Here is a 19,673-nt window from a genome sequence, read left to right on the forward strand (position 1 = left end):
AACGTATACGTAACGTATAGGTCAATAACTAATTTTTAATAAAATTCAGTTCTGTCAGCTATGTAAAATAAGCTCCGCAGTACTCCCGACCGGAAGCAGCTGCGAAGCTTATCTTTAATCCGTATTTTGTTCAAGTATACAAATTAATTCTGTTTTTCATTCTTTTGTGCGGAGGGTTGTTTTTCAAATACTTCAGCCGCTTCTTCAGCAGAAAACTCAGTATCGAAAGCTCCTGGTACAGGCAGCTTATTCAGCTTCGTATTGCTAACCTCTGCTTTGGTTGGTTCATTGCTTGATGATTTACGCATGGGAACACCTCCTTTACACGAACATCAACAGTATTTTTCCAAACATGGATATTTTCTATACCACATTTGGGACTGTGATCTAAGGATCGGAGGGAGAGATCGAATTATCGCTGAAAAGAAGGCGCTGCAAACTTGTCAATCAGATCTCTCAGTTGCTTACGAAGTGTGTGTTCGGTGGAACACTCAATTTCAATGACAGGCTCTGACGTAGGATCAGGCTGAATATTATGGACACTGTAAAAATGCTCTTCTACATTTAGCAGTAACAGCATCTGCTCTGGAGTTGGCATTTCTTCATCACCATAATGAAGAATGCTAAGATTATCTAGATTTTTTCCTGATTTTATGAAGGCAGAACTCCAGGCCCGAATCAATTGTTGTTCAGGATCGGTCATCGCCCATCCACTTAAGAGAGTGGAGACGTTTGTATCCGGCGAAATAGCAGTGAGTGCATTCCATCTGGACTCAGATAAACGAAGCTTGGTCGATTTTGCAGGAAGTAAACGCTCCTGACTGAGATAGAATCGATATAACTCTTCTTCCCATTCGGAAGGTTCCGTCCAAGTAAACAGATGAATTCGCTGATTTACTGCGAGATGGTACAAGTATTGACCACGCTGTTCTTCTTCTCCAGCATGAATCGTGAGCACTTTTTCTTGATCATTCATAAGCGAATAGCCCCGGAGCATCCTGCGGCTTCTTGCAAAATGAATGAGCATTTCCAGCAGATCGGGTACGAATTCAATTTCCATCTCTTCTAAGCTGACAATAAGTCCTTTGGAAAGAAGACTATGAGAAGCAGCCTGAAGGATCAGTTCCCATTCACGCTCTGATAGTTCTCCGTACATCGGCTTCAGTAAGCCGGCAGCTACGTCCTCTGCTCCCATTGATGCGAGTGCAAAGCCAAACTCTTCTATGGATAACGTAATTAGTGGTTTGTCCATAATTCCTCCTATTAACTGTGATAATGAATAATATTGGAAACATTGGCAGGTATGTAGTTGTATATTTTTGTTTTGTACTTATTTTGTGCCTGCCCCATTATGGACACCGCGAAGTAGTTTCAGTGTTTTGTTTAGTTCGTCAGTACTTAGTACATGGTAGGTGTTGATATCCACATGTTTTCTATTTTTTAGCTTCAATCGATAGAAAGGAGGGACCGATTGCACCCACTTGTTCATGGAAGATTCGTGAAGCTCTATTTTCTGAATGGAACTCCAGGGAATGAGGGTTCCGTCATTCAGCACGATATGGTTATGATCGTAAGAGAACAATGGTTTCTTAGAGAAACTAAAGCGCAGCATCAGTATGAGCTGAGGACCAACAAACCAGAAACCAATCAGCATACCACTGGCATAGTAAATGGCTTCAGCTATACCCAGGTTATCACCAGTAAGGGCATATACGAGCAAAAAACAGCCGGAAATAATAATGAGAGCAGCCATTGCTTTTCCGAAAGCTAGTTTTCGTCGATAGGATATCGAATGCATGGGTTTAGCCTCCAGTTTCTTATGAGATGGGGTATATTTATTCTATACTTGCCCCATTATGCACACGGCGAAGTGTTTTCAGTGTTCTTTTTAGTTCGTCAGTACTTAATACATGGTAGGTGTTAATATCCACATGTTCTCTATTTTTTAGCTTCAATCGATAGAAAGGAGGGACTGATTGCGCCCACTTGTTCATGGAAGAATCGTGAAGCTCTATTTTCTGAATTGAACTCCAGGGAATGAGGGTCCCGTCATTCAGCACGATATTGTTTTGATCGTAAGAGAACAAAGGTCTCTTAAAGAAGGTCAGGATCAATAGTCGAATGAACTGGGGACCGAAAAACCAGAAACCAATCAGCATACCACTAGTATAGTAAATGGCTTCGGCTATACCCAGGTTATCTTCAAAAAGGGCATAAACGAGCACAAAACAGCCGGAAATGAGAATGAGGGAACCCATTGCTTTACCGAAAGCTAGTTTTCGCCGATAGGATATCGATTGCATGGGTCAACCTCCGGTCTTTGCGATAACTTCGTATTTCTGGATTATTTAAATAATCCGCTAGCCCAGCGGATGGCACCTTCGGCTGCACTTGCCACATGTTTACCGGCGAATGACCCCACAGCACCTCCAACATAAGCGCCTACTGCCGTTCCTACCGGTCCAAATGCAGTTCCAAGGGTTCCGCCAACAATGGCACCTGCGCCTGCAGCTGCTGATTTAATAACGACATTGGAGGCAGATATGGCAACGTCTGTTCCGGTGAGGGTTCCGCTTTTTATTTTCCCAGCGGTTTTGATACCTTCATCAAAAATATTAAGTCCTACGTTAATAGGAAAGAGTTTCTTGCTGATCATTTTTGGAATCGCTGAAATCTTCATTCCATACTGGCCTTTTTGTACTCCAGCTACCACATTACGAGTCCACTCTGGAAAACTGCTTGCTTTACTAAGACCGAGCCCGATTTTCCCTATTTTGAGGTTTCCGGCCCATTTATCGAATCCTTTCAATCCCTTCATGACAAGACCGGGCTGACGAAATTGTTTATCTATTCTTCTTGCCATATTTCTTAGGAAGGTATCGGGTCCTTTTCCGTTTACCCATTTTGCATTATGGATGACTGCTCGGGTTGGATTTTTAGCACTCCGTTTGAATTCAACGGTCTTTGTTAAGACGAGTGTGCTCGCTAGTCCACTGTATAATGCAGTCCCAGCCATAGCTAGATTTCCGCGTAAACCATTGACGGTACTCCATGCACTCGAACCATTGTCAAATGCATCCGAAAGGGTCTCTTTCGTTTGTTCTTGCCATGCGTCTTTGCTATTTCCTTCTGACGTGATTCCGGTATCTTGTGAACCATCTGCTTCCGCAAATTTAACAGAGATAGAATGAAGATCGGTACCAATCGAAGATACTCTAGAAGTAAATGTCTCCATCTGGGTACGAGCGGTCTGGAAGTCCTGATAAAACCGTTCCTGAGTTATGCCAGACCACTGGCTTTGTAAGGAGAGAATATTTGCGTTCAGACTCGCCACCATACTTTTACTTTTCTCGGATGCTTGCGTAAATTGTTTGGAGATTTCGAGAATACGTTCCGGGGGGACTACAATTCTTGTCACTACCATTCACCTCATCAAAGATATTAAACAGAAGAAGGGCTCTATCAATATATGGTTTATTTACCCAATAATTCTAATGTTAGAATCATCCGGTTGGCAACGGGAAATGGGTTTATTAGCAGAAAACAGGACTTAGGAAAGAGATAAGGTGTAAGCCCAAGGTTCCGTAATGCTCTCATTTAAAAATAAAATAGCCCCAGAAGCATGGTAGCTGCTGAGGCATCTTCTTACTATTTGCGTATTTACGTACGAACGAAGCTGAGTTTAGCCGGCGTCATTTCGTGATTTTTCTTCAAATATCGTTTCACGTCCTGCTTCAAGTGCATGTTGATATAAATCTTCATACGTTCCTCTCAGCTCCATTAGTTCTTTATGGGTGCCGGATTCTACGATTCGGCCTTCTTGCATAACAAGAATACGGTCCGCATGCATGATGGTCGATAATCGGTGAGCAATGATAATGGTAGTTCGCCCGGCAGCTACAGAAGAGAGCGCATTCTGAACTAATTGTTCCGTATGTGAATCCAGATTCGCTGTTGCTTCGTCCAGTATGAGAATTCGCGGCTGGAACACGACAATACGAGCAAAAGAAATCAGCTGCCGTTCTCCTGCAGATAACCCGCTGCCTCTTTCGGATAGATGCGTATCATATCCATCTGCTAAACGGCGAATCATGGAATCTGCCCCTACAAATTTGCAGGCTTCGATAACCTGCTCTTTGGGCACATCTTCTCGGAACAGCCGGATGTTATCAATGATCGAGCCGGAGAAGAGAAAAGGGTCCTGCTGAATCAGCCCGACAATTCGGTGCAGCGTTTCTTGCGGCATTTTACGAATATCAACACCGTCAATCTCGATACTGCCCTCATTCACATCATAGAATCGATTCAGCAGACTGATGACTGTACTTTTACCCGCACCGGTCGTTCCAACAATTCCAATCATCTCACCCGCATGTACAGTCAGATTCAGGTTATGAATGATAGGCTGATCCTCAAGATAACCAAATGAGACATCGTTAAAATCAATTCGTCCGTTCACATCATCTGTTGTTAGGGTGACTGCCTTATTTGTATCCGGTTCTCTCACTCCAGGATCCGTGCTGAGTATTGCCCAGATTCGTTCCATGGAGACCGTAGTGGACTGGAATGTATTCCACTGCATCGTAATTTGGTTGATCGGCTGGAAGAATTGACGGATATAACTGATGAATGCATAGAGTACGCCGACTTCCAGTGAGGAACCGAGGACTGCTTTACCGCCTAACCAGATCATAAGTACAAGGGCAATATTCCCTAGAATATCAAAGGTTCGGTTAAAAATGACGTTAGACCGAATCTGCCTTACATTAGCCGAAAAGTATTGCCCATTCTGCTCGTTAAATTGTTTCATTTGTTCCTTTTCCTGATGATAAGCCTGAATGAGAAACATGCCGGATAAGTTCTCCGCGATAAAGGAAACCAGTCTCGACAAGCGGGTTCTTGCTTGCTGATAGGTTTCACGTAGATATTTGCGGAACAAGACGGCCACAAGGGCAATGAACGGAAGAACAGCTACAGAATATAGAGCAAGTGTAACGTCCAGCTGGAACATAAAAACAATAATCATCACAAGCATCATGCCATCTCGTATCAGACTGAGCAGTACCTGTGTAAAGAAAGAACTGATCGTTTCTGTATCACTCGACACATTGGTGACAAGGCTTCCGCTGTGTTTGCGATCGAAAAAGGACATCGACATCTTCGTAATATGAGTGAACAGATCTTTACGGAGTGCAGCTACAATGTTTTGTCCTGCATACTGCAGCAGATTATTTTGAATATAAGTGAATACAAAACTAATGACTGACAAGACAAGATAGACAAGGGCAATTTGAATGAGAAAAGTAAGCCCAGTTCGGCCAAGTGCTAGATGGTCATCGATAGCGACTTTAATGAGATACGGCTGTGAAAGTTCAGCAGCAATCCCAAGCAAGGAGCAGAAAAAGATGAGAACAAAAGTAAAACGATGCGGCCTGCCATATCGTAATATGGAGCGGAATGCACTTGATTTCTTTTTCTGATTTTCGCCCAGATCCAAATGGGTACGGGGTTGTTTCTCTCTTATCATCGTATCAGACATGATGCAATCCCTCCTCCTGTATACGCGCAAGAGAAGCGTACCTGCCTTCGAGGTTCATCAGTTCTTGATGCGTACCTTGCTCCATAATCCGTCCTTCTTCAAGAACGACAATCACGTCCGCATGTTTCACGGCACTGATCCGGTGCGAAATGATCAAGGTCGTTTTATGTTTACGATCTTTTTTTAATTGGTTTAGAATACCGGTTTCGGTTACGGCATCCACTGCGCTCATGCTGTCGTCCAGAATAAGTAAAGGTGAATTCTTCATCAGTCCTCTGGCGAGACTTGTTCGCTGCCTTTGCCCGCCTGACAAGGTGACACCTCGCTCGCCGAGCGGAGTTTCAAATGACTTAGGGAACTGAATGATATTATCGAAGATCATCGCTTGTTTCGCAGGTTCTTCCACCTGACTGATCGTAGCCGTTCGATTGCTGAATGCGATATTGTCACGAATCGTTGTGCTGAACAAGAATCCGTCTTGAGGTACGTAAGCTAATTTGGAACGCAAACTTTCCAGTGTCAGACTGCGGACATCGGTTCCGCTGACTTTGATTGTGCCGGCAGGAGGTTCATAGATGCGGAGTAATAGTTTTACGAGTGTGCTTTTTCCACTGCCTGTTCGTCCAACAATGCCGACCGTTTTTCCTGATGGTATGACTAGATTAATATCCTTAAGAGCAAACTCTTTACTGCCTGGATACTTGAAGGATAGTTCCTGAATTTGAATGTCTTCTACCTGCTTCAGCGGTTTTGCATCCGAAGTTTCCCGTACATCGGGAATTTCAGCGAGCAGGCTGTTGACACGTTCAAGAGAAGCACCGGACCGCTGCATCATATTAATCACATTCCCGATCTGCTGGAGAGGGCCCATAATCATACGCAAGTACAGGGTCAGAGCTACAAAACTACCAAGACTGATTGTGTTCTGAATCGTCATGTATCCGCCTACCACAATAGATACTACGAGAGAAAATGCTCCGAGCAGCGGAAGCAGTGCCTGGAAAAGAGACGAGAGACGTACCAGCTTCAGCTGTTTATCCCTTATGGCATCTACAGAAGCACCAAAACGGATCCGAGAGATTTCTTCCGTTGCAAACGTTTTGGTAACACGAATCCCGCCAAGCTGTTCTTCTGCTGATTCTGTCATTGATGCAAGCGCTTCCTGAACAGCTTTTGACCTTTTGCGAATACGTGGTCCGAAGTACACTACTAGAAAAGGAATAGCCAGCAGAGGACCTACACTAATCGCAATGAGCGTAAATGGAATTCCGCTAATCATCATCATGACTACACAAGACAGCAGCAGGAATACAGCATTCGTAGTCTGATTGATCCCGTTAGATATGGCTTCTCGGACGGAAGTGACATCATTCATTACATAGCTGAGAAGCTTGCCTGTACCTTGTTTTGCAAAATATTTTTCACTGAGCTCCGAAAATTTACCGAAAAGTTTCTGCCGGGTAATGAACTCGAATCTTCTGCCGAGCCGCATAATCATAAACTGACCGAGTCCGAATAAAGCATTGTAGGAGACTGCAATAATGAGTAGCAGTAAGCTATAGCGAATGATTTTATCCATGGTGAGCGTTTGTCTTTGCAGTTCGTCTGTAAATTGGCCTACCACACGAGGGAGCAGAGCCTGATCAACATTAGAGATTATGATCAGCAGAATGGCACTAAGGTAGGAAGGCCAGTAGGACTGTACATAGTTACGAAGTAAACTTCGATCATTCACGGATCACTCATCTCCTTAATCAGTGTTTGTGGACACAAAAGGGCAGGACGCTGTTCTGTTAAAAAAGCGTCGTGCCCTTTCTAATGTATGTATTTTGATGCACATTATAATCTTATTCTTAAGTAAACTTGCATTATTGTCAAACCATTTAGTGGTTAAAAAACAGTTGTATTGCAGGGCGAACCCAGGGCTAAAAAGATTGTAATGAGATATCTCTTCTTTGGGGAATATATAAGTAGACTTACACAAATGAATTTGCAAATGAAACATATTTCAGAGCATTCTCGTTTAGAGAATAGAACATATACGAATCAATTTCATATTACTTCTAGTTGCTTTAATCAGGAAATCGATTCACGTGATTGAATTAAAGGTTCATAAATGATGGAGGTAGGTTACGATGAAACGTTTAACCGTTAAAACTTCAGTTGTAGCTTTAAGTTTGACCTTTGTTCTTGGAGGAATGTCTGTTTATGCTTTTAACGATGTTACATCAGATACACAAGTTCAGATGCTTCAGGCGCTCCGAGATCAAGGGATTGTGAAGGGAGTGTCTTCAAATAAGTTCAATCCCGCTGGTACTTTAACAGAAGCTCAGGGTATTCAGATGATTGTAAATGCATTTGATCTGAGCGCAGGAAATGAAAAGACGGAGTCGGGAAACCCGAAATGGTATCACGCAGCTTATGATGCGGCAAGAGCAGAGGGTTTGTCCATACCGGCAATGAGAGACGCTGAAGAGGCTCTTACGAGAGAAGTATTTGCAAATCTCCTGTTCGAAGGGATAAACACTACAGGTGAATATCCTGTTATCTTACTCTACAACCACATCAAAGATGAGCAAGAGATCAAACCTGAATATATATCTTCGATTCAGAATTTACTGAATATGAAGGTAATTAGCCTAAGTAATGAGGAACAATTTAGGCCTCATGATACGCTCACTCGAATGGAGGCGGCAGAAATGGTCTATGAGGCAAGAGAGTTCATCGATCGACACGGAAATGGCGGCTCCTCAGATGAAACACCGGGAACTGTGCCAGGAAGCGGTCAGCAGGCAATGATACCCGAGGTCTCTTCCCAAACGATAGACGAGAAGACGGTGAAAGTGAAAATTAGTCTGGAACTGCCTAATCCCGGTTATGGTCTTGAGATTAAAGATGTAGAACTTAGTAAGAATGGCAAAGCGATCATCAAGTATGAGATCATTCAACCTGATCCTAACAAAATGTATCCGCAGGTAATTACAGAACGGTCTGCGGAGACGAATATCCCTTCAGGATATACGCCGGAAGTGGCGCCATTTTCATAACGCTCCGGTATTCGGGCGCTCTGGAATTCCATCTGACTGTTGCAGGCGCTCCGGGCTTCCATGCTGACTGTTTCGTTGTTTTGCTTCGCAAAGCCAAAGGCACTGTCAGATGGAATTCCTCCGCTGGGAGGGTTAATATATGAAAACTGGGATTCTCTTTTTTTATGGAACCCCAAAAGACGTCTTCTGTTCACATGTCTTGGACACAGGACGTTTTTTTGTCGTTTTTTTTCGAGGAACAGAATCAAGAATCGCTTATTGAAAATCGCTATTATAGGGGATAAGAGTATAAGTTCGTGTCCCGTGTCCACGACAAGAACTAGTACCGATTACGGAAATGGGCAAGAATTTGTCCCCATTATAGATTGGGTAACATGTCACATTAAGCTAACGGGCAGAATAGTTTAACAATCTAAAGGAGTGTAGATATGAAAAGAGGAATCCAGTTTGAGGTACCTAACGAATGGGGAAGTCATCTCGGAGAAGCACTGAAACCTTTCAACATAAGCAACTTCGATTGGTACAACGGAGGAGAAGAAGCATATCGACTCACTGAGGGGGTCATGGAACCTTTGTTCCATGGTGAGATGTATGGAATGAAGGGAGAAGACCTTAGCAAAATACTTCAATCAACCTTTTCATATATAATTTTCGCGGATTTTAAGGCATACCCACAAGGTGAAAGCACAAAAGATGTACTCACTTATGAAGAATTCTTAAATAGTCAGTGTCAGTTGATTGTGCTTGTCGTTGATTCTTCATATGTCGCCGTTTATTGTAAGGACACCGAAATGCTTAACCTGATATATCAAAACGCGGTAGAAAAAAGATATGAGAAAGTTAAGTATATAACCAACGAAAATGACACAAGGACAAAGCTCTCCGCATGGTAAAAGCTGTTCTTATTCAATTAATGAGAAAACGTTAGTTGAATAAACCAGCGGCAGTCTAAGACTTTATTTTTAAGTCCCATTCTCACGCGCGCCAGGTCCAGCGCGCGGTGTGGCGTTGCATGACGGAGGTCCACCACATGCACGAGGAGGGTAACGCAGGGGCAATCTCCCTCACCCCTGCTTTTTCTCAGTCCCAAATAAGAGAAACCCATAGTCTTGGCACAAGACGTCTGGGTTTCTCGACAATTTGAGGTCCTAACGGTCCTTTTTGAATATATTACTGAACCTGGTTTCCATTTTAGATAGACTTGTATTTTTTTCGGAGGGATTAGATCCTTCCGTTTCAAAAAGGGTTTCTAAATTTTCCAAACTCGCATGTTTCCTGTTGTTTTTATCAAACTGTAGTAGATTGTCTTTTACCTGGTTTTGTGACTGCAGGTGAGAAAAGGCACTTGAAACCATCTGCTGATTGTATAATTGTTCATAATGTTTCACCTGTGCTTGCAACAGCCGTATTTCATCGTTTTTTATTTTTAGTTCGACACTGTGTTCTTTTCTTCGATTCAGCTCCTCTTTCAGATTCTTAACCGTATTATAAAGTTCGTAGAATGCCGTTTCGATGAAATAAAGCTCGCTGATTATTTTGTTCTTATCATTTTTATAATGGTCAAAAATTTGTTCAATATTCGGAAAGTAAACATCATCACTTTCGGATATTCCAATCGACCTTGGAACAGGATTATTTAATACTTCTATCGTTTCAGGAATACGTCTGCTCCACGTATTCCTTCCGATGCCGGTTTCCTTCTCCAATAAAAGGTAAGTTAGTTTTCGTCCTTTATATTTCTTTTTAATGTCCAACGCCATTTCCTTGAGTTGTTCGTCAGTATAATTGGAAGGTCTGCCTTTTCCAGCCTGTCCTTCTTGTTCTTTAGTCATACCTGTCTTCCTCCATCAAGATCGAATCAATAATCGCTTTCTGATTCATGTATTTTACCAGTTTCATTGAATTTGTCTTTGAAATTTCGGCAGAAGCAGGATGGTTCGATAGGAGTGATGAACTGCACTGTTCCTTCAATATTAAGTGTACTTCATTCATTCGCTGATTAAGGACACCGGAATAGTCCTGCAGCCATTCAATCCCGTGTTCGTAGTTATCAATATCCGGTTTAAAAACGTAGTTGCTGCACACCCTACAGTCTTCGACACACGAGGAGGGGAAGATTTCTTTCTTTTCCTTACAATAACCGTAGTCTACTTTTAACATTTTCAATGTGTCCTGGTTATTGTAAATTTTCCCTTTATCATATGCATCCCGTTTCCATCCAATAAATCCTTCAGGCATAGTGTCTGAAACCTTACGTTCCAGCATCTTTTGAGCCAATATATAGACATACGATTGAGAAAAATGTTCGGCATGTGAATAATAATTATCCTGTGTGGCAATAACATCATGTCCTGCCATTCTTGCGATGGAAAGCATGTTAAAGCCTTGCAAAAACATATTGATAATTGCGAAGTGTCTGGTATCTCCAGGCTTAATTTTATCAAGGTTTGTCTCTGAATACATACCCTCAACGACCTCGTTATAAAACTCCTGCAGTAACACATCAAAATTGTATAGTGTCATTCGATTGAATGCTTGACGTTTTGGTCTTTTCCGGAACAGCTGATAAAACCCTCTAGGGAAAAGGTAGTCGTCCTCAATACCAAATTCGATTAGCTTCATTTTGTAGAAAGAAATTAATCGGTAGGTTTTAGTATCTATCTGGATTGAATCATACTGAATAACTCTATCCGGAGAATCACTTTCATTTTTGATTCTGGGAACTTTAAGCCACATGGTTCCTTCAGTTGTATGTTCAAGGCAGTCTATATTCATTAACAGTAGCTCTGTTGGTCTCTGAGGCAAGATATTTGTGATAAGCCACCAAAACATAATGGGCATAAATTTTAGGGTCTGTTCTATTGGCTTGGTCTGAAAAAAATCATTTACAATATCATTGAAAACCAGTACATCGTGGAAGTGCGGCAAATCTCTATTCCCATATGTTGCGAAAGGAACGGTATCGCAGATCCTTCGTAATTCCTCTCCTTGTTCGCAGGAAAAAAAGCTGATGAAGTTCTTCAAGACATTTGAAAGGGAATAGGCGCGTGGTTCTGACATAGATACAAACTTGTCTTTCACCTTAATCGTTTGTTTCAAACCATTGGATAATCTTATGGTTTTTTTAAGCAACTGGACTTCATCATAACACTTATGCGCACTTACCCCGGATGATCTCCGTAAGGTGATGAAGGCTTTGACAGCTTCATTTAGGTCACTATATATGTCGAGATCGAATACAAGTTGAAAATCATTTGCCTTTATCTTACACGGCATAATCCATATATGATCATTGAAAGAGTCTGCCACAATATACCCATTTTCTTTTAGGGCTGAAAAAGTGCTCAGATATAATTTGTTTTCCATTTTATCGTAATGTATTTGTTCGATCACGCTTACCATTGAATTTCCGAACAATTCTTCAGACAGTTTAAATTCCAAAAGGTCCACCTTATTCAATATATATTTTGTCTGCCAGTTGGCTAAGTTTCCCGCGAACATGTTGTATGTTTAAAAAAGCTTGAATATATTCCTCCCCGAAAAAGTTGATTCCTTCGTCAAGTAGGAGGAGTAAATTTAAAAGAAAATAGGATTCCTTTTTTCGAATGGCACTATGCTCAGTGGTTTCAATCGACTTAATTAACCGGTCAAATTCACCACTAAGTTCGATAAATAAGTAATTTTTGGGAATGATGTTTGGGCATGAATAACACGAATTCAATCGTGGGTATTCACAATTTGGAGACGTGATGCACTGGGCGTTTTCCGTTTTTGAAGGCTTTTCTCCTTTAAAAATCTTTACTATTAATTCAATGAGGGATTCTTTACTTAGCTTTGCCAATCGCGACATAACAGAGCTTCGTTTTTGTCTTATCTGCAAGAGAAATTGAGCCCATAATTCGGTGTTAGCCGGGCTCTCTAATTGATTTCGAATAGCTGAAATTTCCAGTGTTTTATCTTCCATTGTACGGGGCATATCATCTTTTTCGTTGGCCAATAATATCAAGTAGTTATAGAGCCACCCAAAGTGTCCTCGCCGGAAAAGGTTGGAAGATACTTGATTCAAGCTTCCGTCTTTGTTTGTAGCTTGAACATAAATAGCCGTGGTCTCAGCCCTGTTATGGGACCTTACCCTCTGAGTTAGTTCTAATGCCACATCAGAATCATTCCCGTCTTCATCACTAATGCTATAGAAAAGGTAAGTCATGGTACTGTTGTTAAACTTCAAGCTTTTAAAGGGTTCAAGGGATGGATTCAACTTAAAAAAATGTTGATGTCGGGATTTCCCTGAGGTAGCCACTGTTTTAATTTTCGTGCCCGTAATGAAAGATTCTAGAAGAAATGAGTTCTCATTTTTCTGTCTATGCAATTCCGAAATAATCAGTGCTGTCGATAATGGTTCTACCAGTTCCGGCTCGACTAAGAATGTAACAAACGCAGTTGTTTTACTTGTCTTGATTGATCGAAATTGCAAATACAATTGATTGATGACTTTTTGGCACTGTGTAATCGTTAATGCATTGTTGTTGAACCAATCAAACGAATCTACCTGAATCGAGGAGAGGTCGAGATTAGGAGTCTTAAAAACAATATCGGAAGCTCTCCATGCGTTCGTAAGGTGCATGATCGTAAATGCCCACATATTTGCATAATAGTCATTGATGATGGCATTCGATAAGTGCAACGATACATCTTTCACATACCTGTAGAAGGAATAAAATGCTTCAGGAGAATAAATTTCTTTTTCCTTTTCTTTATCGTTGTTTATTTTAGAAACTACGTACTGTTTCGGGACCGGAAGGTCACGGCTGGAATAACAATAGTAATAAAATGAAACGAAAATTCGTTTGGTATGCTCATTGGCCATCTGTTCATATATGATGCCGTCTATTACACTAACACCCAACTCATGTAAATTTTTATCCAGGGTCCTTAATGTTTCGAACACAAATTTGTAATAATTGAAAAAGGATCGAATGTGTCTTGGGTTTCCTCTTAACTTGCTCAATTTAATCGTACAGAACTCCATAAACAGCACTGCCGTTTTCTCTAAATGAAATGGCAAAGGAAAGACAGTCATATAGTGTAATAGCTCTTCTAAGGCGTCTCTATTCGTATAGACATTTACCTTTTTATCGTACCGATGTTGGCGAGTGTTCTCGATAAAATGATTTGCCTCTTCAATCGGTATACAATACATCCCTTTAACCTTTTGGGCATTTGGAAACAACTGTTTACTTCTTATTTTCAACCGCAGTGAATTATAGGACACTCCGGTCTTTTCGGCTATCATCTTCAGACTTAATGTATTGGCAGGCATAAGAACTGCTGTTTTATGCTCAATCAAAGATATTCGGGATTGCTTATAATCATCAATCGATTCTATCGGAATCATCCATCTGGTTTGGCTTTTGTTAAACGGAACTTTCATAGCTCCTTTAATTTTTCCGGTATTAATAAGGATTGACAACGTAGCCTGACCAATTTGTAATAATTCGGCAGCTATTTTGGTATTTACATAGTTTTCTAGCACCGGAATTGAAGAGGGTACTTTCGGCTTTTTTTCTTTTATCAGGTCTAAAATAAGATTTAAATCCTTGATATGTATATAGGGTGTTCCCATATGCAAGATGTACGGTATTTTCGATTTCCAATAGTGAAAATCGAAATCCATATTCAAATTTTCTTTTGCCTGATTTATCCTAAAGTAATCATTTGGATTAAAATCATTGTAATATCCAATGCTCCGTTTGATCTCCTCAATAGAATCCAATTTAAAGAGATATTTGTCTTTGTATTTATGGAAATCTACAAGCAAGCCACTTTTAATGTGTCTGAAAATTTTCTCCGGGCTAACATCCAGAATGCTACTCAACTGTTTGACGTTTATATAATCATCTTCATTTACATAACCGCTTAACTTCTTTATCTCATCTATGGAGCTAAGGGGGATGTAGGCTGTGCTACCATAACGAACATTGTCTTTAACCCATCCCCTTTTAATCCAATTCAAATATGTTTCATGGCTGATATTAAAGAGCCGAAGAAATTCTCCGAGACTCATGTACTCGTCCATATTTATATACCCAACGTTCTTTTTTATCAAAGGGATGGTTTCCTGTGGTATTAAGGATTTATTATTGATTTCAACAATTGATGGTACTTTTCCCTCGGTAATCCATCTTATAACGGTGCTATGGGTGACATTTAAAACTCTTGCGAGTTCAGATTTTGTGAGATATTCCAATGTATTATGCAACTCTTTAATGCTCCTTTTGACTTTTGCGTTTATCAATCAATTTTGGAATATACGATCCATGCATATTATTAAATTTTTCTTCTAATTTCTTTCGCATGCGTTCCGTCCTTGACATATAGGAAAGAGACGAAAGGAGGCTTTTGTCGCCGCGCGGAAATGCGATATCGTAGGGATTTTCAGCTACCTCTGCTAACATATTTGTAAAAGTTCCTCTTCCAATATGGGTGGACCAACTCATCATGCTCAAATGGTGGGCAATCAGTTTATCGTCGCTGTCTCCGTATGATTTTAAGTATTCAATGAAGCATCTTTTTAATTTATCGAAGTATTGACGATAACTACGTCCGGACATCGCTTTTCCATCCCTGTTTACAAAAAGTGCGTTGTTTTTATCCGCCGCAGCGAACAATTCAATATGATCATTAAATATAGATTCTCCCCAATCCCTAATCTGAAAAACCCTTTGGTTTCTGCTGCGTTTTACACTGTTGCTGCCGGAACTATCCTTGAGGTCAGTACGGAAGTTTTGATCCTTAACTTCAAAAAGAAAATCCCCGTTCGCTATTCTTCTCTTTAGCTGAGTGCGTTTTAAATTGACCACTTCTCCCACTCGGAGTCCGCCGAATAATTGTAGATAAACCCCGAGCGCAATTGGTCTTGCTACAAGGATGGCTATTTCAATTAATAAAGGTATGTATTGAATTGGGAATGCATGCTCCACATTTGGTGGGCGATGATCCGGGTAAACTACCTGAAAAGGGGATTCGTAATAGCTTTTGCCATATTGCGTTTCTTTTTTTAAAAACCGGTGTTTGTCTAGGTTACTTACGCCCTTATCAATTAACCAAAGATAAAAATATGTGAGGGTCCTTTCACTGTCTTTTACTGAGCCCCTGGACTGTCCTTCGGAAGTAAGTGAATTAAGATAATTGTTGCCAACCGTAAAATTCAAATCAGACAGCGAGTGAATATTCATATTACGTCTATTAAAAAGTACGTAATTAAGAAATTTCACGGTATTCAGTGCATGTTTCTTCTGCGTGTTGAACTTTCTTGCCTGCCAGTAGTTTATTATAAAGTCTGTCAACGGATGGATGATGTGGGTACCCGTTGTCAGATCTTTTAACGCTATTGCCGCGAACTGCTTTTTTATAATTTTGCCGTCGCTTAATGTCCCCCAATCAATCCAAACAGAAATCATAATAAATTTAAAGTTTTGAAGAGTAGTGATTGTAGACGATTTTGAATTGGCCATTTGTCCTCCAATAGAAATACGTTTATGTACAATATTATTAAACGGTTATATGTTGGATATGTTTCTTTTTCTATAATAACATTTTGGTATTTTTGTACAATAATATTTTCAATGAAAACTTTTAAAATCCTATACTATCAAGCTATTATTAAATTATTTTTGTACATATTATTTTTGTGCAATTTAATGGAGATAGCCTAAAATTGACGGCCACCGGCTGATCTATTCCCAGATGACTTTTTGAAGAAATCTCTACCTTATGTAACTGATAACTTGTATAAGGCATTGGAACAGGAGAAGCGCCGGGGAACGCTAACGATTGTTAAAACGAAAGTGCTTAATGTAGAGCTGGAACCACAGAAAGAGGGACTGTAAGAACAGTGGTGGAATGCAGATATTGAAGTGGAGCATACCGATCAAGACGGCCAAACGAGTACAAGTACGTTAGCTTATATCATTAAGGTCAACATGATCGATGGTAAATGGAAGATTGATGATTTAGCTGTACGTTCAAGGGCGTGGAATTCATGAAGAAATTCACTATACTTGGCGGTTTGGCCTTCATTCCTATACTTTTTGTTGGTGCCTTATTTGTACTTATGTTAATGGTTATGATGTTCAGCAGCTCCGATTCTGAAGGTAATTATGGGGCCGGTGGATGGGGTAGCGGAATTATATCTGCTTTGGGTGAATCTGAGATCCCGGCAGAGTATATTCCAATCTATCAGGCAGCCGCAGAAAAATATGGAGTTCCTTGGAACCTCTTGGCGGCAGTACACCGAATTGAAACTAGGTTCTCTACGTTAGACCCTATGATTTCGTCCGTTGGCGCGGAGGGGCATTTTCAGTTCATGCCTTGTACCTTTATCGGATGGGGTCATAGCTCTTGTAGTGGTTCAGGGGCTGGAAACTTCAGCGATGAGGAAAAAACCAGTTTGGATTTAATCTCTAAGTACGGGGGATATGGCGTAGATGCAAACGGTGATGGCAAAGCAGATATGTGGGATTTAGAAGATGCGGTCTTTTCCGCAGCAAATTACTTGGGAAAGAGCGGGGCGGCTTCTGGTAACATTGAAAAATCACTATATCAATACAATCACAGCCAGGAATATGTATCAGAAGTAATGAAATACGCTACGCTTTACGTGACAGAAGGATACGATGCTATTATAATTCCGCAACCGGGTAAGGCTGGGTTTAGTCGTCCAGTCAACGGTGAAGTTACTTCCGGGTTTGGCCCACGTACTCATCCTGTTACAGGCCAAGTAGGAAAACCACATGAAGGCGTAGACTTTGCTTGTTCCTATGGACAACCGATACCTGCATCTTAAGCCGGAAAAGTGATTATGGCTGGCTGGCAAAATGCAAGTAATCCAAGTGAAGGATATGGTCAGTATGTACGTGTGGATCATGGGGGAGGCTATGTTACTATCTATGCCCATCTGTCTTCCATTAAAGCTCGTGCTGGTGATCAAGTATCTGCAGGAACTGTGCTTGGTGGATGCGGGTCAACCGGTAGTAGTACCGGAAACCATCTACACTTTGAGATCATTATCAATGGTGTAAAGGTAAATCCTTTGCCGTTTGTAGGGGGATAAGAAACGCTCTAAAAGAAAAGAACATCGTCACAATATTACTATGTAATTTGTTGGGCATGAACTTGGTATTGTACCGAGCGCATGCCTTTTAATTTTCAATGCTTTTGTAATTATAGTAATAATTTTCAATTACCACGTTATCGTAACAATTCATTTTCAAGACATGCTTGGATGATCCATTGTTTCTTTAGCGAGCGTGATATACAAAAGGAAGTACGGATCCATGTATTCAGACACTCTTTTGCCACTTATTTACTGGAAGGAGATAAGGATATCAGTACATTTACGAATTGCTTGGTCATAATAGTTTCTCTACGACAGGAGATATACGTAGGGATTAAATGAAGGAGGACTTCGGTGAATAATCAATTACAATATATTGAATATAAGTTATGATTAAATAGATATTGAGGTTAGTGAATATATGATAGATGTATGATATACGTAGTTCAGAAATATAGGTTAGAAGATTATATTTACGACGTACAGAGATAAATAAGTTAAGCGAAATTCCCTGTGTATTAAACCATTAACCCTTATGCGGTAGAAAGAGGTATAAAGAAATGAGCAATCAAACTAATCCAATCATTGCATATTGTTCGTATTGCCAAGATAAAAAAATGTTTTCAATACATGGATCTTACATACATAAAGGTGCTAAAAAAGATGAAAATGACAAAGAGTATGCTTTGATGTCTTGTACATCCTGTGATTTACCTTCGCTTTTCTATCGTGAAGACCTTTGGGGTTTTGGTACAGATTTTTGGGATTATGATATGTGTTTATTTCCAAAAGACGAAAGAATCTTAACATTTCAAATACCTGAGATTGTTAAAGAATCTTATGAAGAAGCTATAAAGTGTGAAAAAGCAAAAGCAGCAATTGCAACCGTAGTTATGGTTAGAAGATCTCTAGAAGCAGTCTGTAAAGATTTTGTACCAGAAACAAAGACAGTTTTTGATGGATTAAAGCAAATGAAAGAGAATGGATTTATCAGTGGTGATTTACTTGAATGGTCTGAAGAGCTTAGATTTTTAGGAAATCAAGGTGCCCACGCAACTGACAAAAAAATTTCTATAAATGATGCTCAGGATTCTCTTGATTTTTTGCAATCAATTTTGGAAATTTTATATCATCTTAAACCGAGATTTAAAGATATAAAGGCTAGAAGAGAAAACAAGGAAATCGTTAATCAGCAATAGAGGATTTTTAATTGAATGTTTATGGAAAGAATCCAGACAACTTGGAGAGCAAGAGCCTGATAGACAAATCAATCTAATTTATGAGATGCTAAATACAGTTGGTAAAATGAGTTGGTTAGATGATATTTCCTTTTGAAAAGGTTGAATTACTCAGGATTTTAAATTAGACGGGTTCCGTAGCCACACTGAGAATCTATCTTTCGGTAATGATATCTCGTTTCCAATTCAGTTAGCTACGCAGAACAATACTTTGAAAATGAATATTCGACTTGAATTTTTTATTTAAAACTAATTCTATCTTGTCTAATCATTATTCAATACACAAATAATTTCTAATTTGGGAGGTGAACCCTGGATGAAAAAAAAACGGAGAACCGTTACCTTTGGTTTTATGGGATTTCTTGTTCTTATCGTCATAGTAGTGGCAACTTATCTCAACAACGTTGGTTATGACAATGTAAAACAAATATATCGTTTAGAAACAACTAGTAATTCTGTTATTCAGATTGATAGCATTATTTCCGGAAAAGAACGCTATCTCACGAAAGAAAAGAATGATCCACAGGAACTATTAAAGTCACGCATGCTACGAGAAGGATGGGTATTTAAAGAACAGGAGGGATCGGGATATTTTTTCGAAAAAGATGGTAGGAACGAAATTGTCACCATGCAGAAATGGAATCACTTTTATGTGATATACGACTTGAATGAAGGAGTCGCTAATCTTGAGGATTAGAAGAAAATGAGAAAACAAAGCCCCCAACTTCAGAGTA

General features: G+C 40.1%; 19 protein-coding genes. 8 read left to right on the forward strand and 11 right to left on the reverse strand.

What is annotated here, in order from left to right; translation table 11 throughout:
• Nucleotides 1-143: 143 nt before the first annotated feature.
• The 7 genes from KJS58_RS12415 to KJS58_RS12445 all read right to left on the reverse strand — a co-directional run bounded on the left by KJS58_RS12415 (nucleotide 144) and on the right by KJS58_RS12445 (nucleotide 7,274).
• Entirely contained in the window at nucleotides 144-308 is a 165-nt protein-coding gene (locus tag KJS58_RS12415) for a hypothetical protein (RefSeq protein ID WP_191803848.1), read from the reverse strand.
• 104 nt (nucleotides 309-412) lie between these two features.
• Nucleotides 413-1,252 (reverse strand): hypothetical protein, encoded by an 840-nt coding sequence (locus tag KJS58_RS12420; protein ID WP_213532831.1) that lies wholly within the window; start codon nucleotides 1,250-1,252, stop codon nucleotides 413-415.
• A gap of 78 nt (nucleotides 1,253-1,330) precedes the next feature.
• The gene (locus KJS58_RS12425; protein ID WP_213532832.1) at nucleotides 1,331-1,798 is read right to left on the reverse strand and encodes a hypothetical protein; all 468 of its coding nucleotides are present in this window, start codon (nucleotides 1,796-1,798) and stop codon (nucleotides 1,331-1,333) included.
• Nucleotides 1,799-1,835: 37 nt separating this feature from the next.
• Entirely contained in the window at nucleotides 1,836-2,303 is a 468-nt protein-coding gene (locus tag KJS58_RS12430; RefSeq protein WP_213532833.1) for a hypothetical protein, read from the reverse strand.
• A 41-nt stretch (nucleotides 2,304-2,344) separates the two neighbouring features.
• A complete protein-coding gene (locus tag KJS58_RS12435) occupies nucleotides 2,345-3,418 on the reverse strand; it encodes a WXG100 family type VII secretion target (RefSeq protein WP_213532834.1) in 1,074 nt (357 codons plus the stop codon).
• Nucleotides 3,419-3,682: 264 nt separating this feature from the next.
• Nucleotides 3,683-5,539, reverse strand: coding sequence for an ABC transporter ATP-binding protein (locus tag KJS58_RS12440; protein WP_213532835.1), 1,857 nt, complete (start codon nucleotides 5,537-5,539; stop codon nucleotides 3,683-3,685).
• Nucleotides 5,532-7,274 (reverse strand): ABC transporter ATP-binding protein, encoded by a 1,743-nt coding sequence (locus tag KJS58_RS12445; RefSeq protein WP_213532836.1) that lies wholly within the window; start codon nucleotides 7,272-7,274, stop codon nucleotides 5,532-5,534. Before KJS58_RS12445 ends, KJS58_RS12440 begins: the two co-directional genes overlap by 8 nt.
• 400 nt (nucleotides 7,275-7,674) lie before the next feature.
• Between KJS58_RS12445 and KJS58_RS12450 the strand changes: the two genes are divergently transcribed.
• The gene (locus KJS58_RS12450; RefSeq protein WP_213532837.1) at nucleotides 7,675-8,586 is read left to right on the forward strand and encodes an S-layer homology domain-containing protein; all 912 of its coding nucleotides are present in this window, start codon (nucleotides 7,675-7,677) and stop codon (nucleotides 8,584-8,586) included.
• A 428-nt stretch (nucleotides 8,587-9,014) separates the two neighbouring features.
• Complete coding sequence (locus tag KJS58_RS12455) at nucleotides 9,015-9,479, forward strand: DUF2691 family protein (RefSeq protein ID WP_160036296.1); 465 nt, start codon at nucleotides 9,015-9,017, stop codon at nucleotides 9,477-9,479.
• Between the two features lie 255 nt (nucleotides 9,480-9,734).
• Here the strand turns inward: KJS58_RS12455 and KJS58_RS12460 are convergent, their stop codons facing one another.
• Genes KJS58_RS12460 through KJS58_RS12475 form a run of 4 tightly spaced genes read right to left on the reverse strand, consistent with a single transcriptional unit; the run spans nucleotide 9,735 to nucleotide 16,100 of the window.
• On the reverse strand, nucleotides 9,735-10,418 hold the full coding sequence (locus tag KJS58_RS12460) for a hypothetical protein (RefSeq protein WP_160036990.1): 684 nt from the start codon (nucleotides 10,416-10,418) through the stop codon (nucleotides 9,735-9,737).
• Nucleotides 10,411-12,036 carry a site-specific integrase gene (locus KJS58_RS12465; protein WP_236570672.1) on the reverse strand — a complete coding sequence of 542 codons (1,626 nt, stop codon included), beginning with the start codon at nucleotides 12,034-12,036 and terminating at the stop codon, nucleotides 10,411-10,413. The genes KJS58_RS12460 and KJS58_RS12465 overlap by 8 nt, the downstream gene beginning before the upstream one ends.
• A 1-nt stretch (nucleotide 12,037) precedes the next feature.
• Complete coding sequence (locus KJS58_RS12470) at nucleotides 12,038-14,845, reverse strand: helix-turn-helix domain-containing protein (RefSeq protein ID WP_160036988.1); 2,808 nt, start codon at nucleotides 14,843-14,845, stop codon at nucleotides 12,038-12,040.
• A 4-nt stretch (nucleotides 14,846-14,849) separates the two neighbouring features.
• The gene (locus tag KJS58_RS12475) at nucleotides 14,850-16,100 is read right to left on the reverse strand and encodes a hypothetical protein (protein WP_160036987.1); all 1,251 of its coding nucleotides are present in this window, start codon (nucleotides 16,098-16,100) and stop codon (nucleotides 14,850-14,852) included.
• A gap of 240 nt (nucleotides 16,101-16,340) precedes the next feature.
• Between KJS58_RS12475 and KJS58_RS25640 the strand changes: the two genes are divergently transcribed.
• From KJS58_RS25640 to KJS58_RS12495, 6 genes are all read left to right on the forward strand, one after another.
• A complete protein-coding gene (locus tag KJS58_RS25640) occupies nucleotides 16,341-16,475 on the forward strand; it encodes a hypothetical protein (RefSeq protein ID WP_283771273.1) in 135 nt (44 codons plus the stop codon).
• A 27-nt stretch (nucleotides 16,476-16,502) separates the two neighbouring features.
• Nucleotides 16,503-16,631, forward strand: a complete 129-nt coding sequence (locus KJS58_RS25645; protein WP_283771275.1) for a hypothetical protein — start codon at nucleotides 16,503-16,505, stop codon at nucleotides 16,629-16,631.
• Nucleotides 16,628-17,431, forward strand: a complete 804-nt coding sequence (locus KJS58_RS12480; protein WP_213532838.1) for a lytic murein transglycosylase — start codon at nucleotides 16,628-16,630, stop codon at nucleotides 17,429-17,431. The genes KJS58_RS25645 and KJS58_RS12480 overlap by 4 nt, the downstream gene beginning before the upstream one ends.
• A gap of 9 nt (nucleotides 17,432-17,440) precedes the next feature.
• Entirely contained in the window at nucleotides 17,441-17,698 is a 258-nt protein-coding gene (locus KJS58_RS12485) for a M23 family metallopeptidase (RefSeq protein ID WP_306433088.1), read from the forward strand.
• A 563-nt stretch (nucleotides 17,699-18,261) separates the two neighbouring features.
• Entirely contained in the window at nucleotides 18,262-18,900 is a 639-nt protein-coding gene (locus KJS58_RS12490; RefSeq protein ID WP_213532840.1) for a DUF4145 domain-containing protein, read from the forward strand.
• Nucleotides 18,901-19,255: 355 nt separating this feature from the next.
• A complete protein-coding gene (locus KJS58_RS12495) occupies nucleotides 19,256-19,636 on the forward strand; it encodes a hypothetical protein (protein WP_213532841.1) in 381 nt (126 codons plus the stop codon).
• Nucleotides 19,637-19,673: the final 37 nt, after the last annotated feature.

Origin of the sequence: Paenibacillus sp. J45TS6, from assembly GCF_018403285.1 — a bacterium.
GTDB lineage: Bacteria > Bacillota > Bacilli > Paenibacillales > Paenibacillaceae > Paenibacillus.

Coding starts and splice junctions, on each gene's coding strand:
- KJS58_RS12480 (WP_213532838.1), top strand. CDS start 16,628: ATGAAGAAATTCACTATACTTGGCGGTTTGGCCTTCATTCCTATACTT.
- KJS58_RS12420 (WP_213532831.1), bottom strand. CDS start 1,252: ATGGACAAACCACTAATTACGTTATCCATAGAAGAGTTTGGCTTTGCA.
- KJS58_RS12430 (WP_213532833.1), bottom strand. CDS start 2,303: ATGCAATCGATATCCTATCGGCGAAAACTAGCTTTCGGTAAAGCAATG.
- KJS58_RS12475 (WP_160036987.1), bottom strand. CDS start 16,100: ATGGCCAATTCAAAATCGTCTACAATCACTACTCTTCAAAACTTTAAA.
- KJS58_RS12440 (WP_213532835.1), bottom strand. CDS start 5,539: ATGTCTGATACGATGATAAGAGAGAAACAACCCCGTACCCATTTGGAT.
- KJS58_RS12425 (WP_213532832.1), bottom strand. CDS start 1,798: ATGCATTCGATATCCTATCGACGAAAACTAGCTTTCGGAAAAGCAATG.
- KJS58_RS12415 (WP_191803848.1), bottom strand. CDS start 308: ATGCGTAAATCATCAAGCAATGAACCAACCAAAGCAGAGGTTAGCAAT.
- KJS58_RS12460 (WP_160036990.1), bottom strand. CDS start 10,418: ATGACTAAAGAACAAGAAGGACAGGCTGGAAAAGGCAGACCTTCCAAT.
- KJS58_RS12490 (WP_213532840.1), top strand. CDS start 18,262: ATGAGCAATCAAACTAATCCAATCATTGCATATTGTTCGTATTGCCAA.
- KJS58_RS12450 (WP_213532837.1), top strand. CDS start 7,675: ATGAAACGTTTAACCGTTAAAACTTCAGTTGTAGCTTTAAGTTTGACC.
- KJS58_RS12495 (WP_213532841.1), top strand. CDS start 19,256: ATGAAAAAAAAACGGAGAACCGTTACCTTTGGTTTTATGGGATTTCTT.
- KJS58_RS12455 (WP_160036296.1), top strand. CDS start 9,015: ATGAAAAGAGGAATCCAGTTTGAGGTACCTAACGAATGGGGAAGTCAT.